This is a genomic window from Nonomuraea sp. NEAU-A123 (genome assembly GCF_018603905.1).
GTDB lineage: Bacteria > Actinomycetota > Actinomycetes > Streptosporangiales > Streptosporangiaceae > Nonomuraea.
In genome coordinates, this window is record NZ_JAHFZZ010000011.1 from 204209 (window position 1) to 230625 (window position 26417).

Below are 26417 nucleotides of genomic sequence, written 5' to 3' on the forward strand. Positions count from 1 at the left end.
CGCGTGTCGAGTATATGTAATGTCCGAAGCATGGGGCGCTATCTCATCGAATCGTTCGACAGCAGTGACCGTTACGCGACCGAGCGCTATCAGGGCGCGGCGGGGCGTAACTGGTGGAGCTGCGATCCGACGCTGCACCTGCTCATGCGGCGCCACCTGGGCGACGGCTTCGCCTGGGCCACGCCGTACCTGGAGAAGCTGGGCGCGCTGATGGGCGGCACGGTCGCCGAATGCGCGGAGGCGACCGACCGCAACCCGCCGCGGCTGGAGAAGTACGACAAGTGGGGCAGGGACGTCAGCGAGGTCGTCATGCCCCCCTCCTTCCACACGGCCCGCGACGCGCTCATGGCGAACAACTTCACCTCCCCGGCCTTCGCCGACGAAGCCCGGGCGAACGGCGCGAACCCCGCCGCCCTCGCCGCGGCCTGGACGTACCTGCTCGACCAGGCCGACATCGGGATGGGCTGCGCGCTCGGCACCGGCGGCGACATGGTGGTCTCCCTGGCCGAGCGGCACGCGCCCGAGGACGTACGCGAACGGGTGCGGGCGATCTTCGCCAACGGTTATTACTCCGGCGAGGCCGCTCAGATGTTCACCGAGCGGACCGGCGGCTCCGACCTGGCCGCGCTGGAGGCGACGGCCGTGCCCGACGGCGACTCCTGGCTGGTGTCCGGGTTCAAGTGGTTCGCCTCGAACGCCAACGGCTCTGCCTTCGTGGTGCTCGCGCGGCTCCCCGACGGCGCCGTCGCGCCGCTGCTGGTCCTGTGGGAGCGCCGGGACGGCTCGCGCAACGGGGTGCGGATCAGGCGGCTGAAGGACAAGCTGGGCACCCGTTCTGTCGCGTCGGCCGAGGTGGAGTTCGCCGACGCGGAGGCGTTCCTGCTGGCCGGGAGCGGCTCCGGCTCGGGGCTCGGCACAATGATGAAGCTCACCAACTCCTCCCGGCTCGGCGTGGCGATGATGGGTGTCGGCGTGGCCAGACGCGCGCTGGTCGAGTCGCTCTGCTACGCCAGGGCCCGCGAGGCGTTCGGCCGGCCGCTCATCGAGCAGCCGCTGATGCGCCGCAAGCTGGCCGAGCTCATCGTCGAGGTCGAGGCGGCCCAGGCACTCGTCTTCGACGGCCTCGTCGGCCCGCGCCTGCGCATCGCACCCGCGCTGATCAAGCTACGGGCGGCCCGGCTCGGCGTCACGGCGGCCAGCGACGCGATCGAGGTGCACGGCGGCAACGGCTACATCGAGCAGTGGCCGGTGGCCAGGCTGCTGCGCGACGCCCAGGTCAACCCGATCTGGGAGGGTGGCGACAACATCCTCTGCCTCGACGTACGGCGGGCCATGCTGAAGGAGCAGGCCCACCTGCCCTTCCTCGACCGGCTCCGCGGGGTGGCCACGTCGGACCTGGTCGCGCGCGGCATCGACGACCTGGAGAAGGCCCTCGCCGCCTGGCAGGCGCTCGACCGGGAGACCGCGGAGGCGCGACTGTATCCGCTGGCCCAGTTCATGGCCGATGTCTACGCCGCGGCGCTGCTGGAGGAGCAGGCGTCGTGGGGGCTCGACGACGGACGCAAGTCGCTCGTCGCCCGGCTGTACGCCGAGGCGCACCTGGCCGACCATGGGCCGCTGCGCGGGATCGACGCCGCTCCGGGTGATCACTTCGACACGCTGCTGGCGGGCACGCTGGCGTGACCCCCGATGCCGCCGTACGCTCGCGGTGCGCCGACGACGCATCACGGAGGCAGACATGACCGTACGCATGGAGCGAGCAGGCCAGGTCACGACCGTCGTGCTGAGCAGGCCGGAGGTCCGCAACGCGGTTGACCGCAAGACCGCCGACGCCCTGATCGACGCGTTCAGGGCTTTCGAGGAGTCCGATGCCGCGGTGGCGGTGCTCTGGGGCGAGGGCGGCACGTTCTGTTCGGGCGCCGATCTCAAGACGCTCGACAACCACGTCGGCGAGGACGGCGACGGGCCGATGGGCCCGACCCGGCTGCGCCTGTCCAAGCCGGTCATCGCCGCCGTCGCCGGGCACGCCGTCGCGGGTGGGCTGGAGCTGGCGCTCTGGTGCGATCTGCGGGTGGCCGAGGAGGACGCGGTGTTCGGCGTGTTCTGCCGGCGCTGGGGCGTGCCGCTCATCGACGGCGGCACCGTGCGGCTGCCACGGCTCATCGGCGCCTCCCGGGCGATGGACATGATCCTCACCGGGCGTCCGGTCGGCGCCCGCGAGGCGTACGAGATGGGCCTGGCCAATCGCGTCGTCCCGACCGGTGCGGCCAGGCGGCAGGCCGAGGAACTGGCCGGCGACATCGCCCGCTTCCCGCAGACCTGCCTGCGCGGCGACCGGCTGTCGGCGCTGGAGCAGGACGGGCTGCCGGAGCGGGACGCGATCAGGAACGAGCTGCGCCACGGGCTGGTGTCGCTGCCCGACGCCGTCAGCGGCGCCGCCCGCTTCGCGGAGGGCGCGGGCCGGCACGGCGAGTTCTGACGGCCCGCGCCTTTTCATGCCAGCACGGGGAAGTTCGCGCGGATCACGCCCTGCGGGTCGCGGCTCCGCTTGAGGTCGCGGAGCCGGGCCAGCGTGCTCGCGGGGAAGGCCGACGCGGCCTGCTCGCCCTGGGCCAGCATCGTGTACGGCTTGCGCCCGCTCGTGTACGGCACCAGCGCCCTCGTCAGGCCCGCGATGCGCTCGGCCGTCTCCCGCGACGGCAATCCGAACATATAGACGGAGTACGGCTCGGCCAGCCACCCCGCGGCCCCGCCACCCTCGGCGGGCCGGGCCAGCGCCCCGCCCAGGTGCCTGACCTGGACGCTGATCAGCGGGTCGATCGGCGCGCCGAGCAGCACGTCCGCCACGCCGTCCAGCCCCGTGAGCAGCTCGAACCGCCCCATCCCCGCACTGGGATCGGTGGGCTCGGCGCAGATCGACCCCAGCTCGGCCACCGGCATCGGCCGCCGGGTGTCGCTGATCATCCCGCCGATCCGGTCGAAGCGGCGCAGCAGGTCGCCGGGGTGCTCGCCGAGGAAGGTGGAGTCGATGGCGACGTACCCCGGTCCGCCGGGGAACTTCAGCAGGTCGAACCAGACCGTCAACTCCTCCGGCGCCTCGGCGGTGGTCTCCACGAAGGCGCCGAACACCTCCGGGGCCCGCTCGACCGGCCACATCATCCGCCCGCCGTACAGAAAAGGGGCCGGACGCAGGTCGAACTCCACCGAGGTGACCAGCGCGAAGTCGCCGCCGCCGCCCCGCAGGCCCCAGAACAGCTCCGGGTCCGACTCCGCCGTCACCCTGACGCGGTCACCGGTGGCGTCGACCGCTTCGAAGGCCCGCACACTGTCGGCCGCGAAACCGTACTTACGCCCGAACCAGCTCAAACCGCCGCCGAGCGTGTAGCCGGTCACGCTCACCACCGGCGAACTGCCCGCCAGACCGGTGAGGCCGAGCTGGCTCGCGGCGGCCAGGACCTCGCCCCACTTCACGCCCGCGCCGGCCCTCGCGATCCCGTCCTCGACGGTCAGGTCGGCCATTCGTGCGGTCTTGAGGAGGATCGTCCCGTCGGTGTCGCCGGAGGCGCCGTGGCCGCTCGGCTGGGCGGTGACCGCCAGCCCGTTGAGCCGGGCGTAGCTCACCGCGGCGGCCACGTCGTCGGCGTCGGCGGCCTCGATCACCGCGCGTACCGGCTGGTCCACGGCCAGGTTCCAGGGCCTGCGGGCCTCGTCGAAGCCCGCGTCGCCGGGGAGAAGGACTTTGCCGTGCAACTTGGTGGTGTTCATGGGGTCAAGTGTGCGTTTTCCCATTTGAGGGGGAGTTGGGGTTGACTTGGGGTTTGTGGAAGTACGTCTGTTCGGTCGGCTTGAGGTTGACTCCGCCGATGGTGTTGGGCTCGATCTCGGCACACGCAAGCAGCGGGCCGTGCTCGCCGTGCTGGCTCTGTCGCCGGGGCGCGTGGTGCCGCTCGACCGGCTTATCGAGGAGCTGTGGGCCGGGGAGGCGCCGGCCAAGGCGACGGCGACCCTCCAGGCGTACGTCTCCCACCTGCGCCGGGTGCTGGAACCCGGCAGGAAGCCGCGCACGCCGCCCCGGCTGCTGCTCACCCGCGAGCCCGGTTACCTGCTCGACATCGTGCCGGGACAGGTCGACGCGGGCCGCTTCGCCGCGCTGGCCGAGGACGGGCGGCGGGTGCTGAAGGGCGGCAGGTACGCCGAGGCGCTGGAGGTGCTCGACCGGGGGCTCGGGCTGTGGCGGGGGGAGCTGCTGGGGGAGTTCGCCGACCTGGACTTCGCGCGGCGGGCCGTACACCGGCTGGAGGAGCTGCGGCTGGGGGCGGCCGAGGACCGGTTCGAGGCGCGGCTGGCGCTCGGCGAGGCCGGGCTGACGGACCTGGAGGCGCTGGTCGAGGCCTATCCCTACCGCGAGCGGGCGTGGGGGCTGCTGGTGCTGGCGCTCTATCGGGCGGGCCGGCAGGCGGACGCGCTCGGGGCGCTGCGCCGGGTACGGTCGCTGCTGGACGGCGAGCTGGGCATCGAGCCGGGGCCGGAGCTGAAGCGGCTGGAACAGGCGGTGTTCGACCAGTCGCCCGACCTGATGACTCTTACTGCACCCGGCCTCACCGCTCCGACCGCCTTCACCACCCCGGCACCCGACTCATGGGGCGCCGCCGCTCGAAGTGACACATCGGGCTCGGCACTCGCCGCCGCTCGAACCGGTACATCAGCGGATGGGTCGTTAGGCGGTCACGGTACGGGTGAGCGGCTCGTCGCGCGGGACGGTCAGTTGCGGCTGGTCGAGGAGCTGTTGTCCGCGGCCCGCCGGGGGAGCGGCGGCCTGCTGCTGGTGACCGGTGAGGCGGGCATCGGCAAGACGAGCCTGGCGCGGGCCGCCGCCGAGGTGGCCGCCGCGCGCGGCTTCCAGACCGCCTGGGGACGCTGCCTGGACGGCGAGACGGCCCCGTCCTTCTGGCCCTGGACCCAGGCGGGGCTGATCCCCGCGCAACCGCAGGCCGAGCTGTTCGACCTGTACGACGGCGTGGTGTCGCGGCTGCGCGGCGGCCCGCTCCTGCTGGTGCTGGAGGACGTGCACTGGGCCGACGTCTCGTCGCTGAAGCTGCTCGGCCACGTCGCCGGTGAGCTCGCCCGTACGTCCGCGCTCGTCGTCGTCACGCTCCGGCCCGAGCCGGGCGAACACCCCGAGCAACTGCGCGAGACGATGGGCGCGCTGGCCCGGGAGAGCCACCGGGTGCCGCTGGCCCCGTTCGACGCCGCCGAGGTGCGCGACTACCTGCGCCTGCGCCAGGTGAACGCGGATCCGCTGGCGATGCTCGACCGCTCGGGCGGTAACCCGTTCTACCTGACCGAGCTGCTCCGCCTGCCGGACAGCGAGCGCGACCTGGTCCCGGCCGGCGCCCGCGACGTCATCGACCGGCGGCTCGCCCGGCTGCCCGCCGCCACGCAGGACCTGCTCCGAGCCGCCGCGGTGGCGGGCAGGGAGGTGGCGCTGGACCTGCTGGCCGCGCTGACCGAGCGGCCGGTCGAGGAGGTCATGGTCCTGACCGAGCCCGCCCTGGCCGTCGGCCTGCTGACCGAAACCGGCCGGCTCGGCGACTACCGGTTCTCGCACGCCCTCGTACGGCAGGCGCTGGACGCGGGGCTCACCCAGCTGGCCAGGGCCAGGCTGCACCTGCGGGCCGGCACGTATCTGGAGACGGTTCCGGGCACCGACCCCGCCCTGCTCGCCGGCCATTTCGCCGCGGCCGCGAAGCTGGGCGGCGCGGACCGGGCGGCGGCCTACGCCGTCGCCGCGGCTCGGGAGGCGGTCGCCCGTCACGGCTACACCGAGTCGGTCACGTTCTGGGAGCTGGCGGTCGCGCACCTGCCGCCCGGCGACTCGGCCGACCGCTGCCACCTGCTGACCGAGCTCGGCCAGGCCCGCCGTACCGTGGGCGACGCCGACGGCGCCCTGCACGACCTGACGGAGGCGATCGCGGCGGCCAAGCGGCTCGGCGACCGCGACGCGCTGGTGACGGCGGTCTCGGCGTTCGGCGGGCTGGCGGTGTGGAACTGGCGGCCGTACGGCGTGGTGGATGAGGAGATGGTGTCCGTCCTGGAGGACCTGCTGGCGGGCCCGCTCGACGACCACGCCAGGGCCACGCTGCTGGGTACGCTCGGCGTCGAGCTCCACTACGGCCCCCGCCGCGCCGAGGGCGAGCTGCTCGCCGCGGACGCCGTGGAGCTGGCCCGCGCGCTGGGCGACCCGGCGCTGCTGGCCAGGACGCTGAACAACTACCTGATCGCCGGGTTCGTCATGAGCCGCAACCCCGAGCGGCTGCGTGCCGCCGACGAGATGCTGGCCATACCGGGGCTGACCAGGGAGGCCCGGCTGGTGGCAGGGGGGCTGCGGATGTCCTGCCTGCTCCGCGCGGGAGACCTGGCCGAGTGGGAGCGTGAGCTCGCCCGCTGCGAGCGGGTCCTGGAGGAGGCACGCCGCCCCGAGCTGGAAGCCATGATCCGGGTCGCGCAGACGGGCGGACACACCCTGCACGGCCGCTGGGCCGAGGCGGAGGCGCTGGTCGCCGACTTCCCCGACCTCAAGTACGGCGCCAGCCCGTGGGGCGCGGAGGCCCGCAGACTGACCACGCTCTACACCTGCAGACGCGGCCAGGGCCGGGTGGCCGAGATCGTCGACGACCTCATCGCCGCGAGCGACCTCCCGCAGATGCTCCCGATGCGGCCGCTCGCCATCCTGGCCGCCCTCGACGTGGGCAAGGAGGAACTGGCCAGGGCGCTGATCGCGCGCTGGGGCACGGAGCCGCGGGACGACTGGTCGGGGGGCTTCCTGTTCCCGATCTGGGGCCTCATCGCCGCCCGGCTCGGCACACCGGACCCGGAAGAGCTGTACGAGCGGCTGCTGCCGGTAGCCGACCAGTTCATCGTCATGGGCATGGGCAGCGGCGCCTGGGGCTCGGTCCGCGACGTCCTCGCGGCGCTGGCCGCCCGGCTGGGCCGTACCGGGGAGGCGGACGAGCACCGGCGGGTGGCGATCGCCACGTACCGGCGGCTCGGCCTGGCCTTTTGGGAGGCCAGGAGCCTCACGTGAAGTGTCGGAGGCCCCGCGTATCGTGACCTCATGCCTGATATCGAGGTCGCGGGGCGCGACGTGCGCATCACCAACCCTGACAAGGTGGTGTTCCCCGGCAGCGGGCACACCAAGCTCGACCTGATCCGCTATTACCAGGCGGTCGGCGCGGGCGCGCTGCGCGGCGTCCTCGGGCGGCCGATGGTGCTCAAGCGGTTCGTGCACGGCATCGAGGAGGAGGCGTTCTTCCAGAAGCGCGCCCCGGCCAAGCGACCCGACTGGATCGAGGTGGCCGAGCTCCGCTACCGCTCCGGGAGCAGCGCCGAGGAGGTCGTCGCGACCGAGCTGGCCCACGTCGTGTGGGCGGTCAACCTGGGGTGCGTCGACCTCAACCCGCACCCGGTGCGGGCCACCGACCTGGCCCACCCCGACGAGCTGCGCATCGACCTCGACCCGGTGCCGGGCGTGCGATGGGGCGACGTGCTGCGCACGGCGCAGGTCTCCCGCGAGGTGCTGGCCGACCACGGCCTGACCGCCTGGCCGAAGACGTCGGGATCACGGGGCTTCCATGTGTACGCCCGCATCGAGCCGCGCTGGACGTTCGCCGAGGTGCGCCGGGCGGCCGAGGCCGTGGCCCGCGAGGTCGAGCGGCGTGCCCCCGAGGTGGCCACCAGCCGGTGGTGGAAGGAGCAGCGGCACGGCGTTTTCGTCGACTACAACCAGAATGCCTATGACCGTACGGTCGCCTCCGCCTACTCGGTCAGGCCGGTCGCCGACGCGCGCGTCTCCACGCCGCTGACCTGGGACGAGGTGCCGGGCTGCCGGCCGGCCGACCATACGATCGACACGGTGCCCAAGCGGTTCGCCGAGCTCGGCGACCCGTGGGAGGACATGGACCTGCACGTGGGCGGCCTGGAGTCGCTGCTGGAGCTGGCCGAGTCGCAGGGGCCCGCCCCCGAGCGCGAAGACCTGCCCGTCGTCGAGATCGCCAGGGCGCAGCACAAGGAGGAGGCGCAGGCGGGGTTCGAGCGGTGGAAGGCCCGGCATCCCGAGGTGGCCGCCTGTCTCCAGCCCGCTGACGTGCTGGTCGACGGCATGCGCGGGCGCAGCAGTGTGTGGTACCGCATCCGGGTCAACCTTCAGCACGTCCCGGAGGCCCAGCGGCCCGGCCAGGAGCCGCTGGAGGTCGACTACGACCCCTGGACCTAGAGGCGGGTGGGGCGTTCGTAGCCCTCGTCGCCTCCGTACACGTGCGAGTTCGGGTCGAGGTCCGGCTGGGTGGCCGGGCTGGTCGGCGAGGCGGTGTGCTCGATGGCGAAGTCGTCCGACGGCTCGGGCGGGTCGGGGAAGAGGTGCTTGCGCCAGCTGATCCGCCCCAGCGGCGTGGCGTCCGTGGTGTGCCAGCCGGCCCGCTGGGCGGCCCACCTGCCGCCCGGATAACGCACCGGCAGCAGCATGCGGCGCAGGTGCCTGGCTTGCAGCCAGGGCTTGATCACGTCGTCCATGCCGATCACCTCGGGCCCCCCATACTCGAGCACGCCCCGCTCCGGACCCGCGGCGACCAGGTCGGTCAGGTACGCGGCGACCTCGGAGGTGCAGACCGGCTGCCAGGGGATGGAGCGGTCCACCGGGATCGCGGGGAAGGAGGCCAGTTCCTGGAGCAGCTCGTCGAGGTGCTGGTGGAACGTCGTGGAGCGGAGGATCGTCCAGCCGATCCCGCTCTCCCTGACCAGCCGCTCGGCTTCGAGCTTGTCCTCCAGGTATCCGGTCGCGGCCTGGTCGACGCCGACGATCGAGACGTACACGAGGTGCGGCACGCCGGCGTCCGCGGCCGCGTCGAGCAGCCACTGGGTGCCCGTGATGTCGACGGAATCAGTCCGGTGGCTCTTGCGGGCGAACGTGGCGAGGTGGATGATCGCATCGACGCCCCGCACGGCGCCGTGCACGCCTTTACCCCAGGCCAGGTCGCCCCACACCCATTCGACGTCCTGGCCTGGGTGCGATTCGCGGCTGAACGCGCGCACCGAGTGCCCTGTCCTGACGAGTGTGGGCACCACGGCTCTGCCCAGAGTGCCGGTCGCCCCCGTGACCAGAATGTGCATTCCCGGCCCATACCCTCAGCCTGGGCATTCTCCCGAATTGACAATGAAATTCATCGCATGCTTGGTCAAAGGGTCTGTCTCCGTCACCCTGTTCAAGAACCGGATTCAGCGGCTCGGCGACTGGCCAGGTGCTCCTCGATCCGCTCGGTGCCCCACCAGCCGGTCGCCAGCACGATCCGGTACCTGCGGGCGATCGTCTCGCCGCGCGCCAGCTCGAACTCCCGGTGGAACGCCCATGACGGGTTGACGGCCGCGAACGGGCCACTGCGCACGAACCAGTGCGACTCCGGCCCCGGCTCCGGCACGAACACCAGCGTGGAGGACCGGTCCACCTCGTCGTGCCGCCCCTGGAAGGCCAGCCAGCGGGCCCGCTGGCCCATCATCTCCTCGCCGCCGAGCCCATCGGGGCCGACCACCTCACCGCCGGTGAACGAGCGCGGGCCGCGCCAGAACAGGCCGCTGTAGCCGGCGAGGGGACGGCCGTGCGTGGTGGGGCTGCCGAAGCGCAGGGGTTCGTCACGCAGGCCGGTGAGCGTCGTGTGCCAGACCAGCTCCCAGGAGCCGTTCGCCGGATCGACCGCCTCGACGGTGAGCTCGCGCCGCTCCTCCACCCAGGGCTCGCCACGCGAGCTGCGCCAGGTCAGCTTCCCCGACAGGCCGTCGTGGCGGACGTCCAGGGTGTCGTGGCGCATCGTGCCGTTGTTGTCGAGGTCGATGTAGCGCTGCTCTTCGCGGACGTACGTGCCGCCGCCCCAGAAGTTCTGGCCGGACACGTGTGAGGCGGTCAGTTGCAGGCCCTTGTGCCAGCGGTGGTCGTGCGGCCGGTAGGAGGTCACCACGTCACCGGCCAGCGTACGCAGCGGGTGGATGTACGGCTTGGGCGCCTCGAACGGCTGCGGGTCGGGCTCGTGGACGTAGCGCATCAGCTCCACGCCGTGCGCCTCGAAGGTGATCGCGCTCATGAGGGGCTCCAGCCGGGGGTGTCGCCGTGCAGGCTGCGGTAGAAGGGATCGCCGGGGGCCACCTCGCCCGCGCGTACCGTGCCGCCGGTCAGCGCCGCCTTGTACATGGCGGTGATCAGCTCCAGCGACCGGCGCCCGTCCCGCCCGCTGGCCCGGGGCCGCCGGCCGGCCCGCCGGTCCGCGACCAGGTCGCGTAGCTGCTTCAGGTGCGAGGTGGGCACGTCCTCGGCGGGCGGCCAGTCGATCTCGCCGGCGTGCTCGGCCGGGGTGCAGGTCCAGTCGTCGTTGGCGTAGCCGTACAGGTGGGTCAGCTCCAGCGTGGCGTCGGCGAGGTCGATGCGCAGGTGGCTGACCTGCCGCGGCGACAGCACGCTGTTGACCACCGTGGCCAGGGCGCCCGACTCGAAGCGGACCAGCGCGGTCGTGACGTCGTCGGTCTCGACGTCCCGGGCCAGCCTGGCCGCCATGGCGCGTACCTCGCTCCACTCGCCGAGCAGCTCCAGCAGCAGGTCGATCTGGTGGATGCCGTGGCCCATGGCGGGTCCGCCGCCCTCGGTCTCCCAGCGGCCGCGCCAGGGCACGGCGTAGTAGGCGTCGTCGCGGAACCAGGTGGTCTGGCAGTGCGCGACGTACGGTGTGCCCAGCGCGCCCTTGGCGATCAGTTGCCGCAGGTGCTGCGCGCCGGAGCCGAAGCGCTGCTGGAACACGATCGCCGCGTACGGCCCGCCCTCCCGCTCGGCCGCGGTCATGGCGTCGTACTCGGCCAGCGACAGGCACGGCGGCTTCTCGCACCACACCCACGCGCCCGCGCGCAGCGCGGCCGCCACCTGGGCGGCGTGCAGCGAGGGCGGGCTGCAGACGGCGACCAGGTCGGGGCGTACCTCGGCGAGCATGCCTTCGAGATCGTCCGAGGCGTACGCCAGGCCGAACCGGTCGGCGAACGCCTGGGCCAGCTCGGCGGTCCCGTCCACGACGGCGACCACCTCGATCTCGTCAGGCAGCGCCTGGAACGCGGGCATGTGCGCGGAGCTCGCGATCGCGCCACCGCCGACGACGGCGACGCGGAGGGGGGACGGCACGGACTGCCTCCTTTGGAAAGCGCTTACCGGAGCACGTTATGGTGCGAGGCTACCCTTGGGCAAGGGCTACGCCGCCGCGGCGCAGGCCCTGCCGATCCCGTTCGCGGCGTTGAGCAGGGGCTCGACCAGCCGGGGGAGCTCGCGGGCGCGCCTCGCGGCCAGCACGATACCGAGTGCGGCGACGGCCCGGCCGCCGACCAGGATCGGGGCCGCGGCCGAGCAGGAGCCGAGGGTCATCTCCTCGTACGTCAGCGCGTACCCCTGAGCGCGTACGGTGGCCAGCTCGCGGGCCAGCCGTCCCGGCTCGGTGATCGTGTGCGGGGTCGGCCGTTCGAGCACGCGGTCCAGGTAGGAGCGGACGAACCAGTCCGGCTCGAAGGCGAGCAGGGCCTTGCCGACGCCCGTCGGATGCATGGGCAGCCGCCCGCCCGTCCTGGACACGATCGGCACGGCCCGCCGGCCGGCCACCTTGTCCACGTACAGGACCTCCAGGCCGTCGCGGACGGCCAGGTGGACGTTCTCGCCGGTGCTCGCGAACAGCTCCTGCAGCCAGGGATGGGCCAGGTCCTGGAGCTTGGCGGGGGCGAGCTGGCCGAGCTCCCACAGCCGCAGCCCGATGCGGAGCCGCCCGTCGGGCGCGCGGCTCAGCGCCTGCCACTCCTCCAGCTCGCCGACCAGCCGGTGCACCGTGCTCAGGGGCACGCCGCTGCGCCTGGCCAGGTCGGTCAGCGTGAGCTGCTGGTGCCCGGCGTCGAACGCGCCCAGGATGGCGAGCACCTTGGACGTCACCGTTCGTCCCGCCTCGCGGGATCCGCCTGCCATGCCGCAATCTTGCATAATTCTTCCGCTGAGTGGAAGGGATAGCTCGGATAATCGGCCGCCTAAGCAGGATGCTTCCGTCATGCGCACTCAGGTAGGGATCATCGGGGCGGGCCCCGCCGGCTTGCTCCTGTCCCATCTGCTCCATCTGCGCGGCATCTCCTCGGTGGTGCTGGAGAGACGCAGCCGCGCCTACGTGGAGCGCCGCGTGCGCGCCGGTGTGCTGGAGCAAGGGACGGTGGACACGCTGGTCGAGGCCGGCGTGGGTGCGAGGCTGCTGCGCGAGGGCCTGCCGCACCAGGGCATCGAGCTCAGGTACGACGGGCAGAGCCACCGCATCGCCTTCGAGAAGCTGGTGCCCGGCCGGTCCATCACCGTGTACGGCCAGCAGGAGGTGGTCAAGGACCTGATCGCCGCCAGGCTGGAGGCGGGCGGTGACGTGCGGTTCGAGATCGAGGACGTGGCCGCGCACTCGCTGGAGGCCGAGCCGTACCTGACGTTCGGCGGCGAACGGCTCGACTGCGACGTGATCGCCGGTTGCGACGGCTTCCACGGCGTGTCCAGGCCGTCGATCCCGCCGGGCGTGCTGCAGGTGTTCGAGCGGGATTATCCCTTCGCCTGGCTCGGCGTCCTGGCCAGGGTGGCGCCCTCGTCCGAGGAGCTCATCTACGCCAGGACCGAGCGCGGCTTCGCGCTGCACAGCATGCGCTCGCCCACGGTCAGCCGCTTCTACTTGCAGGTCCCGCCCGACGCCAGTGCGGACGAGTGGCCCGACGAGCGGATCTGGGCCGAGCTGAAGGCGCGGCTGGAGACCGTCCCCGGCTTCACGCTGGAGACCGGCGAGATCTTCGAGAAGGGCGTCACGCCGATGCGGGCCTTCGTCGCCGAGCCCATGCAGTACGGCCGCCTCTACCTCGCCGGCGACGCCGCCCACATCGTCCCGCCCACCGGAGCCAAAGGGCTGAACCTGGCCGTGGCCGACGTGCGCGTCCTGACCGAGGCGCTGGACCGGTTCTTCTCCACCGGCGCGGCCGACCTGCTCGACTCCTACTCCGAGTCCTGCCTGAAGCGGGTCTGGCGGGCTCAGCACTTCTCCTGGTGGATGACGACCCTGCTGCACACGTTCGACTCCGACGACGCGTACGGCAGGCGGCTGCAGCTGTCCTACCTGGACTACGTGACCTCCTCTGAGGCGGCCGCGACGACGCTGGCGGAGAACTACGTGGGACTGCAATGATCAACTTCGAAGGACGGCCATGACCCATCCTCCCTACCTGAGCCCCGGCTACCGCAGCACGGTCCTGCGCGCGCCCGCGCAGCCGCCGGTGGCGTTCAAGACCGATCCCGACGCGATCGAGCTGACCGGCCCGGTCTTCGGCCACCACGAGGTCGGCGCGCTCGACGCCGACCTGACCAGGCAGCACGCCGGGGAGCCGCTCGGCGAACGCATCTCCGTCACGGGCCGCATCCTGGACTCCTCCGGCAGGCCGATCCGCGACACGCTGGTGGAGCTCTGGCAGGCCAACGCCGCCGGCCGCTACGCCCACGAACGCGACCAGCACCCCGCCCCCCTCGACCCGAACTTCACCGGCGCCGGCCGCTGCCTCACCGACGAGGACGGCCGCTACCGGTTCGTCACGATCAAGCCCGGCGCCTACCCCTGGCGCAACCACCACAACGCGTGGCGGCCGGCGCACCTGCATTTCTCCGTGTTCGGGCGGGCGTTCACCGAGCGGCTCGTCACCCAGATGTACTTCCCCGGCGACCCGCTGATGCCCTTCGACCCGATCCTTCAGTCGGTCCCCAACGAGTCGGCCAGGCAACGGCTCGTCTCGGCCTTCTCCATGGAGCTGACCGAACCCGAATGGGCGCTGGGCTACTCCTTCGACATCGTGCTCGGCAGCACCCCGATGGAGTCATCATGAAGCTCACCCCCTCACAGACCGTGGGGCCGTTCTTCAGCCACGCGCTGCCGTACCCGCACGACTGGGAACTGGTTCCTCCCGGGCACCCGGGCGCGATCACGCTGACCGGGCGCGTCCTGGACGGCGCCGGCGAGCCGGTGCCGGACGCGCTGCTGGAGCTCTGGCTGGGGCGCGCCGGCGACCGCGGCGCGCTGCTGCGCGGCGACGGGCAGGTGTCCGGCTTCGGACGCTGCGCCACGGCTCCGGATGGTTCGTTTACCTTTCGTACGGTGCGGCCTGAGGGGGCTTACCTGTCGTTGCAGGTGTTCGCCCGGGGGTTGCTGCGGTCGTTGCTGACCCGCGTCTACCTGGAGGATCGGCCTGATCCGCTGCTGGACGGCTTGGAGCCGGCACGACGGGGGACACTGATCGCGACCGGGTCGGGGGAGCGGTACGAGTTCGACGTGCGGCTGCAGGGGGATGGGGAGACGGTGTTCCTTGACTTCTGACAGCGGGCTGCTGGCGCCGGTGCGGGCGGGCACCCGGGTGGAGGCGGCGACCTCGGACGCGGCCTGGCTGCGGGCCATGGTGGACGCCGAGGCGGCGCTGGCCCGCGCGCAGGGCCGCGCCGGGCTGATCCCCGGCGCGGCGGCCGCGCTGATCGACCGGGTGGCCTCGGGCTTCACCGCCGACCTACCGGACCTGGCCCAGCGCGCCCGGCAAGCCGCCAACCCCGTCGTCCCGCTGGTCGCCGACCTACGAAAGGCCGTCACCGCCGCCGCTCCCGGAGCCACCGCCGAATTCGTCCATCGTGGAGCCACCAGCCAGGACATCTTCGACACGGCGGCCATGCTGGTCGCCGCGCGTGCCGTCAGCCTGATCACCGCCGATCTGGACACGGTCATGGGCGTGCTGGCGGGGCTGGCGGAGCGGCATCGCGACACGCTGATGGCGGCTCGCACGCTGGGCCAGCAGGCGGTGCCGACGACGTTCGGGCTGAAGGCGGCCGGCTGGCTGTCCGGCCTCCTGCGGGCCCGCGACCGCCTGCGCGCCCTGCGACTCCCCGCCCAACTCGGCGGCGCGGCAGGCACTCTCGCCGCCCTCGTCGAAACCGCCCGCTCCACCGACGCCAAGCCCGCCGGATCGGTTGGGGGTGAGGTGGTTGTCGAGGGTGAGAGTGCGCAGGTGCGGGTGCTTCGGCTGGTCGAGTTGTATGCCGAGGAGCTCGGGCTGGTCGCCCCGCTCGTGCCGTGGCATGCCGAGCGGTCCGTGGTCGCCGAGCTGGGTGCGGCCCTGGCCGGTACGGCGGGTGCGCTCGGCAAGGTGGCGACCGACGTGATCCTCATGGCTCAGACCGAGGTCGGCGAGGTGGCCGAGTCGTCTCGAGGCAACTCCTCGGCCATGCCGCAGAAGCGCAACCCCGCCCTGTCGGTGCTGATCCGGTCGGCGGCGCTCCAGGTGCCCGCCTACGCCCAGCTCCTGGGACAGGCGGGGGAGCACGAGCGGGCGGCGGGCGCGTGGCAGGCGGAGTGGCTGCCGCTGCGCGAATGTCTCCGGCTGACCGGAGGCGCGGCGGAGACGGCGGCCGAGCTGGTCGCCGGGCTCCAGGTGTTCCCCGAGAGGATGCGGGACAACGCCGGCCTGACCGGCGGGCGCATCGTGTCGGAACGGCTCGCGGTCCACCTCGGCCGCGCCGCCCTCGACGAGGCGCTGAGCCGTCCGGGCCCGCTGGAGGGGCCGGACGAGCTCCTCGACCCCGAGGGTTATCTGGGCGCCGCGCCGGAACTCGTCGACCGCATCCTCGCCGACTACCGGAAGCGATCATGAGCATGAAGCTGCATCACCGCGTCGACGGTCCCGCCGGAGCGCCGCTGCTGGTGCTCGGGCCGTCGCTCGGCACCACGCTCGACATCTGGGAGCCGCAGCTGAGCGCGCTCACCGAGTCGTGGCGGGTGCTGCGGTACGACCTGCCGGGCCATGGTGGCTCGGCCCCCGCCGCCTCCGGGCTGACGATCGACGACCTGGCGCAGGCCGTACTCGATCTGGTGGACGACGACCCGATGGACGACGACGAGTTCGCGGTCGGCGGGATCTCGCTCGGCGGCGCGATCGCCACCGCAATCGCCGCAGGACAGCAAGGACAGCAAGCAGGACAGCAAGCAGGACAGCAAGCAGGACAGCAAGCAGGACAGCAGGCGGCGGGAGCGCGACGCCGGGTGCGCAGTCTGGTGCTGTGCTGTACGTCGGCCCGGTTCGGTGAGCCGGGGCCGTGGCTGGAGCGGGCGGCGCTGGTGCGTGCCTCCGGCGTGGCCCAGCTCGCCCCAGCTCTGGCGGCCCGCTGGTTCACCGCCGGCTACGACGGCCGCTGGGTGACGGACATGCTGGAAGGCGTGGACGCCGAGTCGTACGCCGCCTGCTGCGAGGCCATCGCGTCCTGCGACCTGACCGGACGCCTGCCCGCCATCACCGCCCCCACCCTGATCGTCGCCGGGGCCGACGACCCGGCCACCCCGCTCGACCAGGCTCTCACGCTGGCCCAAGGCATCCCGGGGGCGCTGCTGCGCGTGGTGCCCGGGGCGGCGCACCTGGCCAGCGTGGAGCGGGCCGACGCCGTCACGCCCGCGATCGTCCAGCACCTGGGCGGCGATTCGAGTCACGCGGCCGGGATGCGTACCCGGCGTGAGGTGCTCGGCGACGCCCACGTCGACCGCGCCGTCGCCGCCACCACCGGCTTCACCCGCGACTTCCAGCACCTCATCACCCGCTACGCCTGGGACGAGATCTGGAACCGGCCCGGCCTCGACCGCCGTACCCGTAGCTGCGTCACCCTCACCGCGCTGGTCGCCCGCGGCCAGCTCGACGAGCTGGCCATGCACGTACGCGCGGCTCTGCGCAACGGCCTGACGCCCGACGAGATCGGCGAGGTGCTGCTGCAGACGGCGATCTACTGTGGGGTCCCGGCCGCCAACGCCGCCTTCGCCGTCGCCCAGCGCGTCCTCTCCCAAGGCTGATCCCCGGCTGCAACGGATTTGCAATGCCGCTTGGCAGCATCTTGAGCGAATTGTCCGGCTCAAGAAAAGGATCGATCTCATGCCCAAACTGACCCAGGAACAGGCCGACCGGATCGTGGCCGGCTGGCGAAGCGGCACCGAGCTCGTCGAAGGCTGGGATAACCCGGCGGGCCCGCTGTTCGCCAGCGGTGAGTACGCGGAAGCGGACATCACCCTCGAATCCATCCTCGCCGCGTCGGGCTGCAACCCGCCTCCCCCTCCGCTCACCGAGGGCGGCTGCGGTACGGCGTGCAGCGCATCCGCCGGGCGTTTGTGCTGCTGACCTGACATGGGGGAGTACACCGTAAGCGACACCGTGCTGGACCGCCTGCTCGAACCATCCCTGGAGCGGCTGGCGGCCCGGCTCGGGTCAGTCGCGGGCCTGGCGGAGACGGAACGCCGGGCCGTGCACGCGGGCGCCGCCAAGGCGCTGCTGGACACCGTCCGCCTGAGGACCAACCGGGTGCTGCTCCTGGAGCTGAACGCGGCCAGGATCACCGGCAGGCTCACGGGCGACGACCCGGAGGCCAGGTGGCGGGACTGGGAGTCCCAGGCGGCGAACCAGGAGTTCTGGGAGTCGCTGGGCCGCCACTATCCGACCCTGCTCCCGCGTCTGCGCCGGCTGATCGGCAACAGGTGCGCCGCGGCGATGAGCCTGGCCCGCCGCTTCGCCGCCGACCGGCCGCTGCTCACGACACTGCTCCGGCCGTTCGAGGGGGATGAGCCGGGGGAGCTGGTGAGCGTCGAGTTCGGCGCGGGGGACAGCCATCGCGGCGGGCAGAGCGTGGCGATCCTGAGCTGCGCCGCGGGCAAGGTCGTCTACAAGCCGCGGTCCGTCGCCGTGGACCTGGCCGCGGCGCGGCTGCTGAACCGGCTGCTGGCCGACGAGCCCGCCGACACGCGGATCAGGGTCCCCGACGTGGTGAACGGCGACGGTTACGGCTGGACCGAGCACGTCGCCCACCGGTACTGCGCCGACGACGAGGAGATGCGCTGCTTCTACCGCAACCTGGGGCACTGGCTGGCCGTGATGCGGTTGGTCGGCGGCACCGACCTGCACGCCGAGAACCTGATCGCCGTGGGCCCGATCCCGACCGTCGTGGACTGCGAGACGCTGTTCACGCCCCAGCCGCCGACGCGCGTCTCCGGGTACGGGCTCGCGCCGGACCACGCGGGGGCGCTGATCGGCGGTTCGGTGCTGGGCACCGGGCTGCTGCCGGGCCGGGGGCTGGCGCTCGGCTGGCGCGGCGTCGACATGTCGGCCATCGGCTCGCTGCCCGGCCAGCAACCGGTCACGGAGCTGCCCGTCATCCTCGGCGTCGGCACCGACGAGGCGCGGATCGGCCTCGCGCCCGTACGCGTCCCGCTGGCGCTCAACCACCCGAGCCCGGAACCCGTGCTGAGCAAGCACTGGGACCTGGTGGTGGACGGGTTCGCGCAACTGACCGGGCGGCTCAGGAAGATCGACGAAGGCGGCGAGCTGGAGGGGCAGCTCGCGGAGTTCGCCGACCTGCCGATCCGGGTGGTGCTCAGGTCCACCGAGAGCTACGCCGAGCTGCAGCGGATGCTCTGGCACCCGCAGGCGCTGCACGACGAGCCCGCCGCCCGGAGGCGCGCGGCGGACCTGCTCGCCAAGCAGGCGGCCAACGCGCCCGGCCGGCCGGACGACTCCGTGGTGATCGAGGCGGAGGTCGAGGAGCTGCTGGACGGCGACGTGCCGTTCTTCGCCACCACGCCGCGCCGCGGCCGGCTCGCCGGGCCCCGCGGCACCCTGTGGGGCCCCGCCCAGGACCTGATCGCCGGGACGCTGCGCCGGTGGCGGTCGGCCGACCTCGCGCTGGAGCGGCAGGTGATCCAGTCCGCCCTGGTCAGCGCGTACCTGAACGAAGGCGGCGTACCCGACCAGCGGCGCCTGCTCCCGGCCCGCCTGGACACCGAGAACCTGGACCGCAGGCGGCGGGCGCTGGCGGCCGACATCATGCGCTCGCTGTCCGACGCCGCCGTACGCGCCGAGGACGGCACGGTCACGTGGATTGCGCCGGTGCTCAACCCGACCGGATGGGCCGTGATGCCGCTCGGCCTCGACATGTACGGCGGCGCGGCGGGCATCGCCGTGCTGCTGGCGGGCTACCTGCGCGAGATGGGGGCGGGCCGGGCCGACCCGGTGCCGGAGGCCGGGCCGCTGCTGGCCGACGTGCTGCGGACGATACGGATGGCTGAGGAGCAGTGGGCGAAGGACCGGGCGAAGATCCGGACGCGACGGCCCGCGCCCGCCGGCGGCTACCTCGGCCTCGCGTCGCGGATCTGGGGCTGGCTGCTGCTGGTCCGGCTCGGCGTGATCGAGCCGGCCGAGGCGTTCACGCGGTCGGCCGACCTGGTCCGCGAGCTGCCCGCGGCACTGGACTCCGACCCGTCACTCGACCTGGTACGCGGCATGGCCGGAGCGGTGGTGCCGCTGCTGCGGCTGCACGAGAGCGCGGGCGACGCCGACGCGGGGGAACTGGCCGGGAAGATCGGCCGCGAACTGGTGTCGGCGGCACGAGTACGCGGCGACACCGCGTGCTGGACGATCGACGGCTTCCCGGACGGGATCGGCGGCCTGGCGCACGGGGCGACCGGCATCGGCTGGGCGCTGGACCGGCTGGCAGCGGCCACCGGCGACACCGACTGCGCCACCGTCGCCGAGGCCGCCTTCGCCTACGAGGAGACCCTGTACGTCCCGGAGACCGGAAGCTGGCGCGACCTGCGCGGGCCGGACCAGATCGGGGCGGCGTGGTGCCACGGCTCCGTCGGGATCGCGGCCGTCGCGGCCGACCGGCTCATGGCGGGCCGCGGCGACCCCGAGTCGCTGCGTGACCTGCTGCGGCGCGCGGCGCAGGCCAGCCAGGCCGACGGCATCGGCTGGAACCACACCCTGTGCCACGGCGACTTCGGGGCCTGGGAGGTGCTGGACCTCGCCGTCACCGCCGGGCTCGGCGCGGGCGGGCTGGACCGGCCCCGGCTGGAGGCCCACCTGCTCGGCAGCGTCGAGGAGCACGGGCCGGTCAGCGGGTTCGCCCGGGACGCCTTCGTCCCGGGGCTGATGCCGGGCCTCGGCGGGGTCGCGTACCAGTTGCTCCGCATGAATCCCGAATGCACGCTGCCATCGGTGCTGCTGCCCGATCCCGGTCCGGTGAAAGCGTCTTGAGCGCATCCGCCGATGTCCAGATGGTGTCGCCGTACTGGCAGCTCGACGACGCCGGCGACATGGGCGTCTGGCGGATGTGCCGGCGGCTGCCGGCCACCAGCCGGGCGGTGCTCGCGATCGTGGCGCGGGCGGCGCCCCGGCAGGCCGTCACGGTCGTGCTGCTCCAGCTCGTGTCGGGCGCCGCCACGGCCTTCGGCCTGCTCGCCACCACGGGGGCGCTGGAACGGCTGCTCGCCGCCGGCCCCACCGTGGATGTGGTGGCGGCCGCGCTGCCCATGCTCGTGCTCGTCGCGGGCGCGTACGTGCTGCGGGGCGCGGTCGAGACGGCCATCGCGGCCGCATACGCCCGGCTGACGCCCGCGGTGCGCCGGATGGCGGAGGGTGAGCTGTTCGCGGCCGGACTCCGCGTGGAGCTGGCCGCCTACGACGACGCCGGTTTCTACGACCGGATGCAGCGGGCCCGCGACCGCGGCCTGTTCCATCTCGCGCGGGCCGTGGACAACCTGGTCGACCTCATCGGCGCGGCGCTGGCGTTCGCCGCCGCGTTCACCGGCCTGGCCGTCCTGCACGCCGCCCTGCTCCCGGTGCTGGTGCTGGGCGTGTTCCCGGCCGCCTGGACGGTGCAGCGCTCGGCCCGGCTGGCGTACGCGCACATGACCCGCACGGTGACCCTGAACCGCCGGGTCCAGATGATCACCGAGCTGGGCACGCAGCGCGAGCCCGCCCCGGAGATCCGCGCCTGCCAGGCCCAGGACTTCCTGCTGCGGGAGTACGCCGAGGTGGCCGACCCCCTGCGCGACCAGGAGGTACGCGTGCAGACCGGCCAGGTGCGCGTCGGCACCGTCGGCCGGGCGCTGACCGGGCTCATGGCCGGCATCACGTTCACCGTGCTCGGCCTGCTGCTCCAGGCGGGCTGGATCCCGCTGGCGGTGGCCGGCGGGGCGGTGATCGCCGTGCGGACCGCGAACGCCGCGCTCAGCCGGCTGGTCCACTCGGCGCACCAACTGCTGGAGCAGGGCATGTACGTGGCGGACTACCAGGAGTTCGTCGACGACGCCGCCTCCAGGAGCCCCGCGGCGACCACCCGGCCGGCGCCCGCCGCGCCGCAGGTGATCACGCTGAGCGGCGTCGAGTTCGGCTACCCGGGCGGCACCGGCGACGCGCTGCGCGGCATCGACCTCACCGTACGCGCGGGCCAGACCATCGCCCTGGTCGGCGAGAACGGCTCCGGCAAGACCACGCTCGCCAAGATCATGGCGGGCCTCTACGAGCCCACGGGCGGGCAGGTGAGCTGGGACGGCGTGGACATCCGCGAGCTGGACCCGCACAGCGTCGGCGACCGGATCATGATGGTGCTCCAGGACCCGATCCGCTGGCCGCACACCGCCCGCGCCAACGTCAGAGCCGGTCGGCACGACCGCGACGACCCCGGCGACCTGGCGCTGCGTGCCGCCGCCGAGCTGGCGGGCGCCGACACCGTGGTGGCGGACCTGCCCCACGGCTGGGAAACGCTGCTGTCGAAGTACTTCCGCGGCGGCCGGGAACTGTCGGGCGGGCAGTGGCAGCGGCTGGCCGTCGCCCGCGGCGTCTTCCGCGACGCGCCCGTGCTGATCTGGGACGAGCCGACCGCGCCGCTGGACGCCAAGGCCGAGTTCGCCGTGTACGAGTCGCTGCGCCGCCTGGCCACCGGCCGGATCGTCATCCTGATCACGCACCGGCTGGCCAGCGTGCGCAACTCCGACCGGATCTACCTCCTGCACGAAGGCGAGGTGGCGGAGCAGGGGACGCACGACGAGCTGATCGCCCGATCCGGCCGGTACGCCGAGCTGTACGAGCTGCAGGCCCGGATGTACGCCGACGAACTCCCCCTCAGCGCCGGTCGGGCTCGGGGCGGCGGCTCCGGCCGTTGAACGCCGGCCGAGCGCGCCCGCCGAGCAGCTCGGTGGCCCGGCGGCGGTAGACCAGCCGGGTCGGGGCGGGTGTGGCGGAGTACAGGGCCTCCCGCGTCAGCTCGTTGGCGAACTCGTACCTGCTGCCCACCACTACGAGCAGCCCCACCCTCAGCGCGCGCTCGCACTGCTCGGCCGCCACCTGCGGCGGGAGGCCGAGCAGTTCGCCCAGCAGCGCCGGATCGAAGGCGCAGTGGAGCACGGAGGCGGCCCGCAGCAGCCGCTCCACCAGCGGGCCCATCCGGCGGACCCGCGCGAGCACCGCCGCGCGCAGCGCCTCCGGCACCCCGCGCTCGCCCGCCGCCAGGCCGCGCAGCATCTCGACGACGAACAGCGGATGGCCGCGCGTCCGCTGGAAGACCTCGTCGGCCCAGCCACCCTGGCCGGCCTCCGCGGCCAGCCGCGCGACCGCCTGCGCGGGCAGCGGCCCCAGCTCCAGCCGGACGGCCGCGCGCCCGAGCGCGTCCATCGCCGCCGTGCCCTCCTCTGTGCCCTCCGCTGTGCCCTCTGTTGGGCGCGCCGTCGCGACGACCAGCAGGCGGGCGCCGGAGACCCGGCGGGCCAGGTAGTGCACGAGCTCGACGGTCGCCGTTCCGGCGAGATGCAGGTCCTCCAGCACCAGCAGGACTGGCTTACGGGCCGCCAGGGCCCGCAGGAACGCGACCACCGCCTCGTACGCGGACCGGCGCCCGGCCTCCCCGCCCGGCCCGTCGCGTCCCTGCCGCAGCGCCGGCGCCGCCTCCGGGATCAGCCTGGCCAGCGCCTCCGCCCCATCACCCACCATGTCGCGGAGCACCGGCCCGGCGAGCCGGGCGACCTGCGGCGCCAACGCGTCGGCGAACGGCTGGAGGAAGAGCGAACGCTCGATCTCGTGGCACTGCGCCCACAGGACGATCCCGCCGGTGGCCCGCGCGACCCGTACCGCCTCGTCGGCCAGCCGGGACTTGCCGATGCCCGCCTCGCCCACGATCAGCAGCACGGCGCTCCGCCCCGCCACGGACGCCGCCCAGGACCGGGAGATCCCGGCCACCTCCGCCGCCCGCCCCGGCAGCGTAGAGCCCCCTTCCCTCGCGGCCCCGTTCAGGGGAGCGACCGGCTGCTCGCGCAGGATCGCCAGGTGCACCGCCCGCGTCTCGGCCGCCGGATCCGTGCCCAGCTCGGCCGCCAGGATGTCGCGCAGCCGCTCGTAGGCCAGCAACGCCCGCGCGGGCTCGCCCGCCGTGGCATGCGCCCGCATCAGCAGGCGCTGCGCGGCCTCGTCGAACGGGTCCGCGGCCACCGCCGCCTCGGCCGCCCGCCGCGCCCGCCCCGGCTCGGCGATCCGGAGCGCCGCCGTGGCCGCCGCGTGGCGCGCCTGCCGGAGCAGCCCGGCCGCCTCGCCCCGCGCCGCCGCCGCCCAAGGCGCGTCGGATTCCCCATCCAGTACGGCACCGCCGTCGAGCAGTTCGATCGCCCGCGTCGCCGCGGCGACGGCCACGGCCGCCTCGTCCACCGCCAGCCGGCCCTCCGCCTCCGCGACCAGCGCGGTGGCCTCGTCGAGGTCCACGCTCACCGCCGGCGGATCGCCGAGCCGGTAGCACCGCCTGCCGCCCGTCACGGCCTCCGGGCCGAGTGTCCTGCGCAGCCGGCTCACCAGCGTGGCGACGTTCTCCACCGGCCGCTTCGGTGGGCGGTCGCCCCACAGCGCCTCCACGACGCGGTCGGTGGGCACGGCGTGGCCGCGCTCGACCGCGAGCAGTTTCAGCAGCGTCCTGGCCCGGCCGCCGACCGTCCCGCGCAGGCCATCCCGCTCAACCGCGAACGACCCCACCAGCCGGATCAGCACTCTGCTCTCGCGTCCGCCTGTCCCATCGATCATGGTGTTCCCGCCGCCTCCCGTCCCCCCACCTAGGAGGCGTGACAGGATGTTCCACGGCGTTCGCACCTCGATCGCCGTCAGCTACCGAGGCTTTGTGCCGCCAGTCTGGCGTGCGCGATCGCGGTGGCGGCTTCGACCGTGGTGATGTGCTCGCGGTCCGCCCGCTCGAAGACGTCGGCGACGATCTCTCCCACGCGTTCGACGCGCTCGCTCGAGCGGGCGTCGTCGTGGCCGAGGAGCCGGCCCTCCAGATACACCAGCCCTCCGGCGTTGGCGAGGAAGTCCGGCGCGTACAGGATGCCTCGCCTGGCGAGCGCGTCGGCGAGTCCCGGTTTGGCGAGCACGTTGTTCGCGCCCCCGGCGATCACGCGGCACCGCAGCCGGGGCAGCGTCTCCTCCGTCACCACCTCACCGAGAGCACAGGGCGCGAACACGTCACAGTGGGCCGAGACGATGTCCTGCGGTGACATCCGCCGCGCGCCGTACCGTTCGGCCACGTCGCGGGCGCGTTCGTCGACGAGGTCGGCGATCACCACCTCGGCCGACTCGGCACGCAGGAGGCGGGTCAGGTGGGATCCGACGTTGCCGGCTCCCTGTACGGCCACGGTCGCTCCCGCGAGCTCGCCGGAGCCTTGGGCGGCGCGCAGCCCGGCACGGATCGACGCGAGAACCCCCAGAGCCGTGTACGGAGAGGGGTCGCCTTTGTCACAGACGGGCGCGGTCTCGCGGCCGATGACCTCGATATCCGCCTGTACGGTTCCGACGTCGTTGACCGGGATGAACCGGCCGCCCAGCGTGGCGATGAACCGGCCGTGGGCGAGCAGGAGGGCTTCGGACTTGTCGCGTGCCGGATCGCCGATGACGATGGCGGCGCCGCCGCCGAGGCCGAGCCCCGCGGCCGCGGCCTTCAGCGTCATGGCCCGTGCCAGGCGCAGGCCGTCGGCGAGCGCCGCTGCCTCGCTCGCGTACGGCCACATCCGCACCCCGCCCAGTGCGGGCCCGAGCGTGGTGTCGTGGATGACGATGATCGAGCGCAGCCCGGTGGCCGGGTCACTCTCGAACACGACCTGTTCCGCCTCGTCCGTTGTCTTCGACATACGGCGACTCTAGGAGGCTTCGGCGGCCGTGCCCGCTGGAACGGCCGCTGGGCTGGGACGCGGCGGTCAGAGCGCCAGCGGCACGGGGTGGATCTCGTCGGCGGGGTGGCCCGACCGCTGGTGAATCCGCTGTACGGCCTCCGCGCTCGGCGCGTCGGACAGGCAGTAGATGACACCTTCGTCGGGATCCGCCCACGCCTGCACGAAGGACACCCCTTCCTCACCCTGGATCGCGAGGTCGGCCTCGTGCGCTTCACGGAACTGCTCGTCAGTGATGCCCACCATGTTGTGGTGAACGTCCATGAACCTCGTCATGGGGTCCTCCAGCTGTAGACGGCGAAATCCCTCCCAGCCTAAATCCGACATACGCCATTAATCACCCCAAGATTCATCAAATGGCATGTCAGGGAATGGTCGCTTACCCGGGTTTAGTGGCCTGCTTATCACCTTAAAACTGCGTCTTCCTCATCTTTCCGTCATATGATCATCAAGACTGTTTCCGACCTCGCGAGGAGTCCACTGTGACCGACAAGTCGGACTTGTGGGCAAACGGCATCGACACAACGCGGCCCAGCATCGCCCGGGCCTATGACGTCGTGCTCAACGGCAAGGACAACTTCGAGGTCGACCGCGCATTCGTCGCCGAGATCGTGAAGGTCGTCCCCGAGATCTACGATGTGGCCACGTACAACAGGCAGGTTCTCGGCCGGGGCGTGCGCTTTCTCGCCGAGCGTGGCATCACGCAGTTCATCGACCTCGGCTCCGGCCTGCCGACGGTGGAGAACACGCATCACGTCGCGCAGCGGGCGAACCCGGACTCGCACGTGGTGTACGTCGACAACGACCCGATGGTGCTGGCCCACGGCCGGGCGATCCTGGCCGAGAACGACCTGACCGGGGTGGTCACGTCCGACCTGCGTGACCCGGCGGCGATCCTGGCCGACGAGACGGTCAAGCGGCTCATCGACCTGGACCGGCCGGTGGGCCTGATGCTGGTCGGCATCCTGCACCACCTGCACGACAGCGAGGACCCCAAGGGCATCGTCGATGCCTACATGGCGGCGATCCCGTCGGGCAGCTACCTGTTCATCACCCATTTCTGCTCCGCCACCCAGGACGCGCGTGACGCGGAGAAGAAGTTCCTCGCGCTGCTCGGCACCGGCCGCTTCCGGACCCCCGAGGAGATCACCGGGTTCTTCGACGGGTTCGAACTGCTCGAGCCGGGGGTCGTCCCGCTGCCCCTGTGGCGTCCCGATGACACCGTCCCCGAGGTGCTCAGCGTTGGTCAGCGCCTCATGTACGGTGGCATCGCCAGGAAGCCCTGACCCGCTGCCGGGCCGACGGTAA

The 26417-nt window shown here is 72.9% G+C and carries 21 protein-coding genes; 13 read left to right on the forward strand and 8 right to left on the reverse strand.

The annotated features are described in order from the left end of the window. Positions 1-30 precede the first annotated feature (30 nt). Both KLK06_RS32695 and KLK06_RS32700 read left to right on the forward strand, forming a co-directional pair. Positions 31-1683: an acyl-CoA dehydrogenase family protein gene (locus tag KLK06_RS32695; RefSeq protein WP_214639528.1), complete on the forward strand. Its 1653-nt coding sequence runs from the start codon at positions 31-33 to the stop codon at positions 1681-1683. Between the two features lie 55 nt (positions 1684-1738). Further along, entirely contained in the window at positions 1739-2479 is a 741-nt protein-coding gene (locus KLK06_RS32700) for a crotonase/enoyl-CoA hydratase family protein (RefSeq protein ID WP_214639529.1), read from the forward strand. Positions 2480-2493: 14 nt separating this feature from the next. On the opposite strand, the gene KLK06_RS32705 is transcribed toward KLK06_RS32700, so the two are convergent. After that, a complete protein-coding gene (locus KLK06_RS32705; RefSeq protein WP_214639530.1) occupies positions 2494-3765 on the reverse strand; it encodes an FAD-binding oxidoreductase in 1272 nt (423 codons plus the stop codon). A 55-nt stretch (positions 3766-3820) separates the two neighbouring features. Here KLK06_RS32705 and KLK06_RS32710 point away from each other — a divergent pair, with 55 nt between their 5' ends. Then, positions 3821-7084 (forward strand): BTAD domain-containing putative transcriptional regulator, encoded by a 3264-nt coding sequence (locus KLK06_RS32710; protein WP_308168550.1) that lies wholly within the window; start codon positions 3821-3823, stop codon positions 7082-7084. Positions 7085-7114: 30 nt separating this feature from the next. Continuing rightward, on the forward strand, positions 7115-8272 hold the full coding sequence (locus tag KLK06_RS32715) for a DNA polymerase domain-containing protein (protein ID WP_214639532.1): 1158 nt from the start codon (positions 7115-7117) through the stop codon (positions 8270-8272). On the opposite strand, the gene KLK06_RS32720 is transcribed toward KLK06_RS32715, so the two are convergent. From KLK06_RS32720 to KLK06_RS32735, 4 genes are all read right to left on the reverse strand, one after another. Beyond that, on the reverse strand, positions 8269-9165 hold the full coding sequence (locus tag KLK06_RS32720; RefSeq protein WP_214639533.1) for an SDR family oxidoreductase: 897 nt from the start codon (positions 9163-9165) through the stop codon (positions 8269-8271). The two genes, KLK06_RS32715 and KLK06_RS32720, sit on opposite strands and share 4 nt — an antisense overlap. A gap of 92 nt (positions 9166-9257) precedes the next feature. Then, complete coding sequence (locus KLK06_RS32725; protein ID WP_214639534.1) at positions 9258-10127, reverse strand: PmoA family protein; 870 nt, start codon at positions 10125-10127, stop codon at positions 9258-9260. Further along, complete coding sequence (locus tag KLK06_RS32730) at positions 10124-11206, reverse strand: Gfo/Idh/MocA family protein (RefSeq protein WP_214639535.1); 1083 nt, start codon at positions 11204-11206, stop codon at positions 10124-10126. The genes KLK06_RS32725 and KLK06_RS32730 overlap by 4 nt, the downstream gene beginning before the upstream one ends. Before the next feature lie 66 nt (positions 11207-11272). After that, positions 11273-12028 (reverse strand): IclR family transcriptional regulator, encoded by a 756-nt coding sequence (locus KLK06_RS32735; protein WP_214639536.1) that lies wholly within the window; start codon positions 12026-12028, stop codon positions 11273-11275. Positions 12029-12107: 79 nt separating this feature from the next. On the opposite strand from KLK06_RS32735, the gene KLK06_RS32740 reads away from it, so the two are divergent. From KLK06_RS32740 to KLK06_RS32775, 8 genes are all read left to right on the forward strand, one after another. Continuing rightward, positions 12108-13262 (forward strand): 4-hydroxybenzoate 3-monooxygenase, encoded by a 1155-nt coding sequence (locus tag KLK06_RS32740; RefSeq protein ID WP_214639537.1) that lies wholly within the window; start codon positions 12108-12110, stop codon positions 13260-13262. Between the two features lie 19 nt (positions 13263-13281). Next, the gene (pcaH, locus tag KLK06_RS32745; RefSeq protein ID WP_214639538.1) at positions 13282-13950 is read left to right on the forward strand and encodes a protocatechuate 3,4-dioxygenase subunit beta; all 669 of its coding nucleotides are present in this window, start codon (positions 13282-13284) and stop codon (positions 13948-13950) included. Beyond that, on the forward strand, positions 13947-14438 hold the full coding sequence (gene pcaG, locus KLK06_RS32750) for a protocatechuate 3,4-dioxygenase subunit alpha (RefSeq protein ID WP_214639539.1): 492 nt from the start codon (positions 13947-13949) through the stop codon (positions 14436-14438). Before pcaH ends, pcaG begins: the two co-directional genes overlap by 4 nt. Continuing rightward, positions 14428-15756, forward strand: a complete 1329-nt coding sequence (locus tag KLK06_RS32755; RefSeq protein WP_250906356.1) for a lyase family protein — start codon at positions 14428-14430, stop codon at positions 15754-15756. Before pcaG ends, KLK06_RS32755 begins: the two co-directional genes overlap by 11 nt. Then, on the forward strand, positions 15753-16940 hold the full coding sequence (gene pcaC, locus KLK06_RS32760; RefSeq protein WP_214639541.1) for a 4-carboxymuconolactone decarboxylase: 1188 nt from the start codon (positions 15753-15755) through the stop codon (positions 16938-16940). The genes KLK06_RS32755 and pcaC overlap by 4 nt, the downstream gene beginning before the upstream one ends. Positions 16941-17019: 79 nt before the next feature. Next, a complete protein-coding gene (locus KLK06_RS32765; protein WP_214639542.1) occupies positions 17020-17262 on the forward strand; it encodes a DUF6229 family protein in 243 nt (80 codons plus the stop codon). Positions 17263-17268: 6 nt separating this feature from the next. After that, positions 17269-20166, forward strand: coding sequence for a type 2 lanthipeptide synthetase LanM family protein (locus tag KLK06_RS32770; protein WP_214639543.1), 2898 nt, complete (start codon positions 17269-17271; stop codon positions 20164-20166). Further along, a complete protein-coding gene (locus KLK06_RS32775; protein WP_214639544.1) occupies positions 20163-22076 on the forward strand; it encodes an ABC transporter ATP-binding protein in 1914 nt (637 codons plus the stop codon). The genes KLK06_RS32770 and KLK06_RS32775 overlap by 4 nt, the downstream gene beginning before the upstream one ends. Here KLK06_RS32775 and KLK06_RS61790 read toward each other — a convergent pair. The 3 genes from KLK06_RS61790 to KLK06_RS32790 form a co-directional block, all read right to left on the reverse strand. After that, positions 22036-23973 (reverse strand): AAA family ATPase, encoded by a 1938-nt coding sequence (locus tag KLK06_RS61790; protein ID WP_214639545.1) that lies wholly within the window; start codon positions 23971-23973, stop codon positions 22036-22038. The two genes, KLK06_RS32775 and KLK06_RS61790, sit on opposite strands and share 41 nt — an antisense overlap. Before the next feature lie 77 nt (positions 23974-24050). After that, complete coding sequence (locus KLK06_RS32785) at positions 24051-25070, reverse strand: Glu/Leu/Phe/Val dehydrogenase dimerization domain-containing protein (protein ID WP_214638980.1); 1020 nt, start codon at positions 25068-25070, stop codon at positions 24051-24053. A gap of 66 nt (positions 25071-25136) precedes the next feature. Beyond that, entirely contained in the window at positions 25137-25385 is a 249-nt protein-coding gene (locus KLK06_RS32790; protein WP_214638979.1) for an SCO4226 family nickel-binding protein, read from the reverse strand. A 206-nt stretch (positions 25386-25591) separates the two neighbouring features. Between KLK06_RS32790 and KLK06_RS32795 the strand changes: the two genes are divergently transcribed. After that, positions 25592-26395 (forward strand): SAM-dependent methyltransferase, encoded by an 804-nt coding sequence (locus tag KLK06_RS32795; RefSeq protein ID WP_214638978.1) that lies wholly within the window; start codon positions 25592-25594, stop codon positions 26393-26395. The last annotated feature ends 22 nt before the right edge of the window (positions 26396-26417 follow it).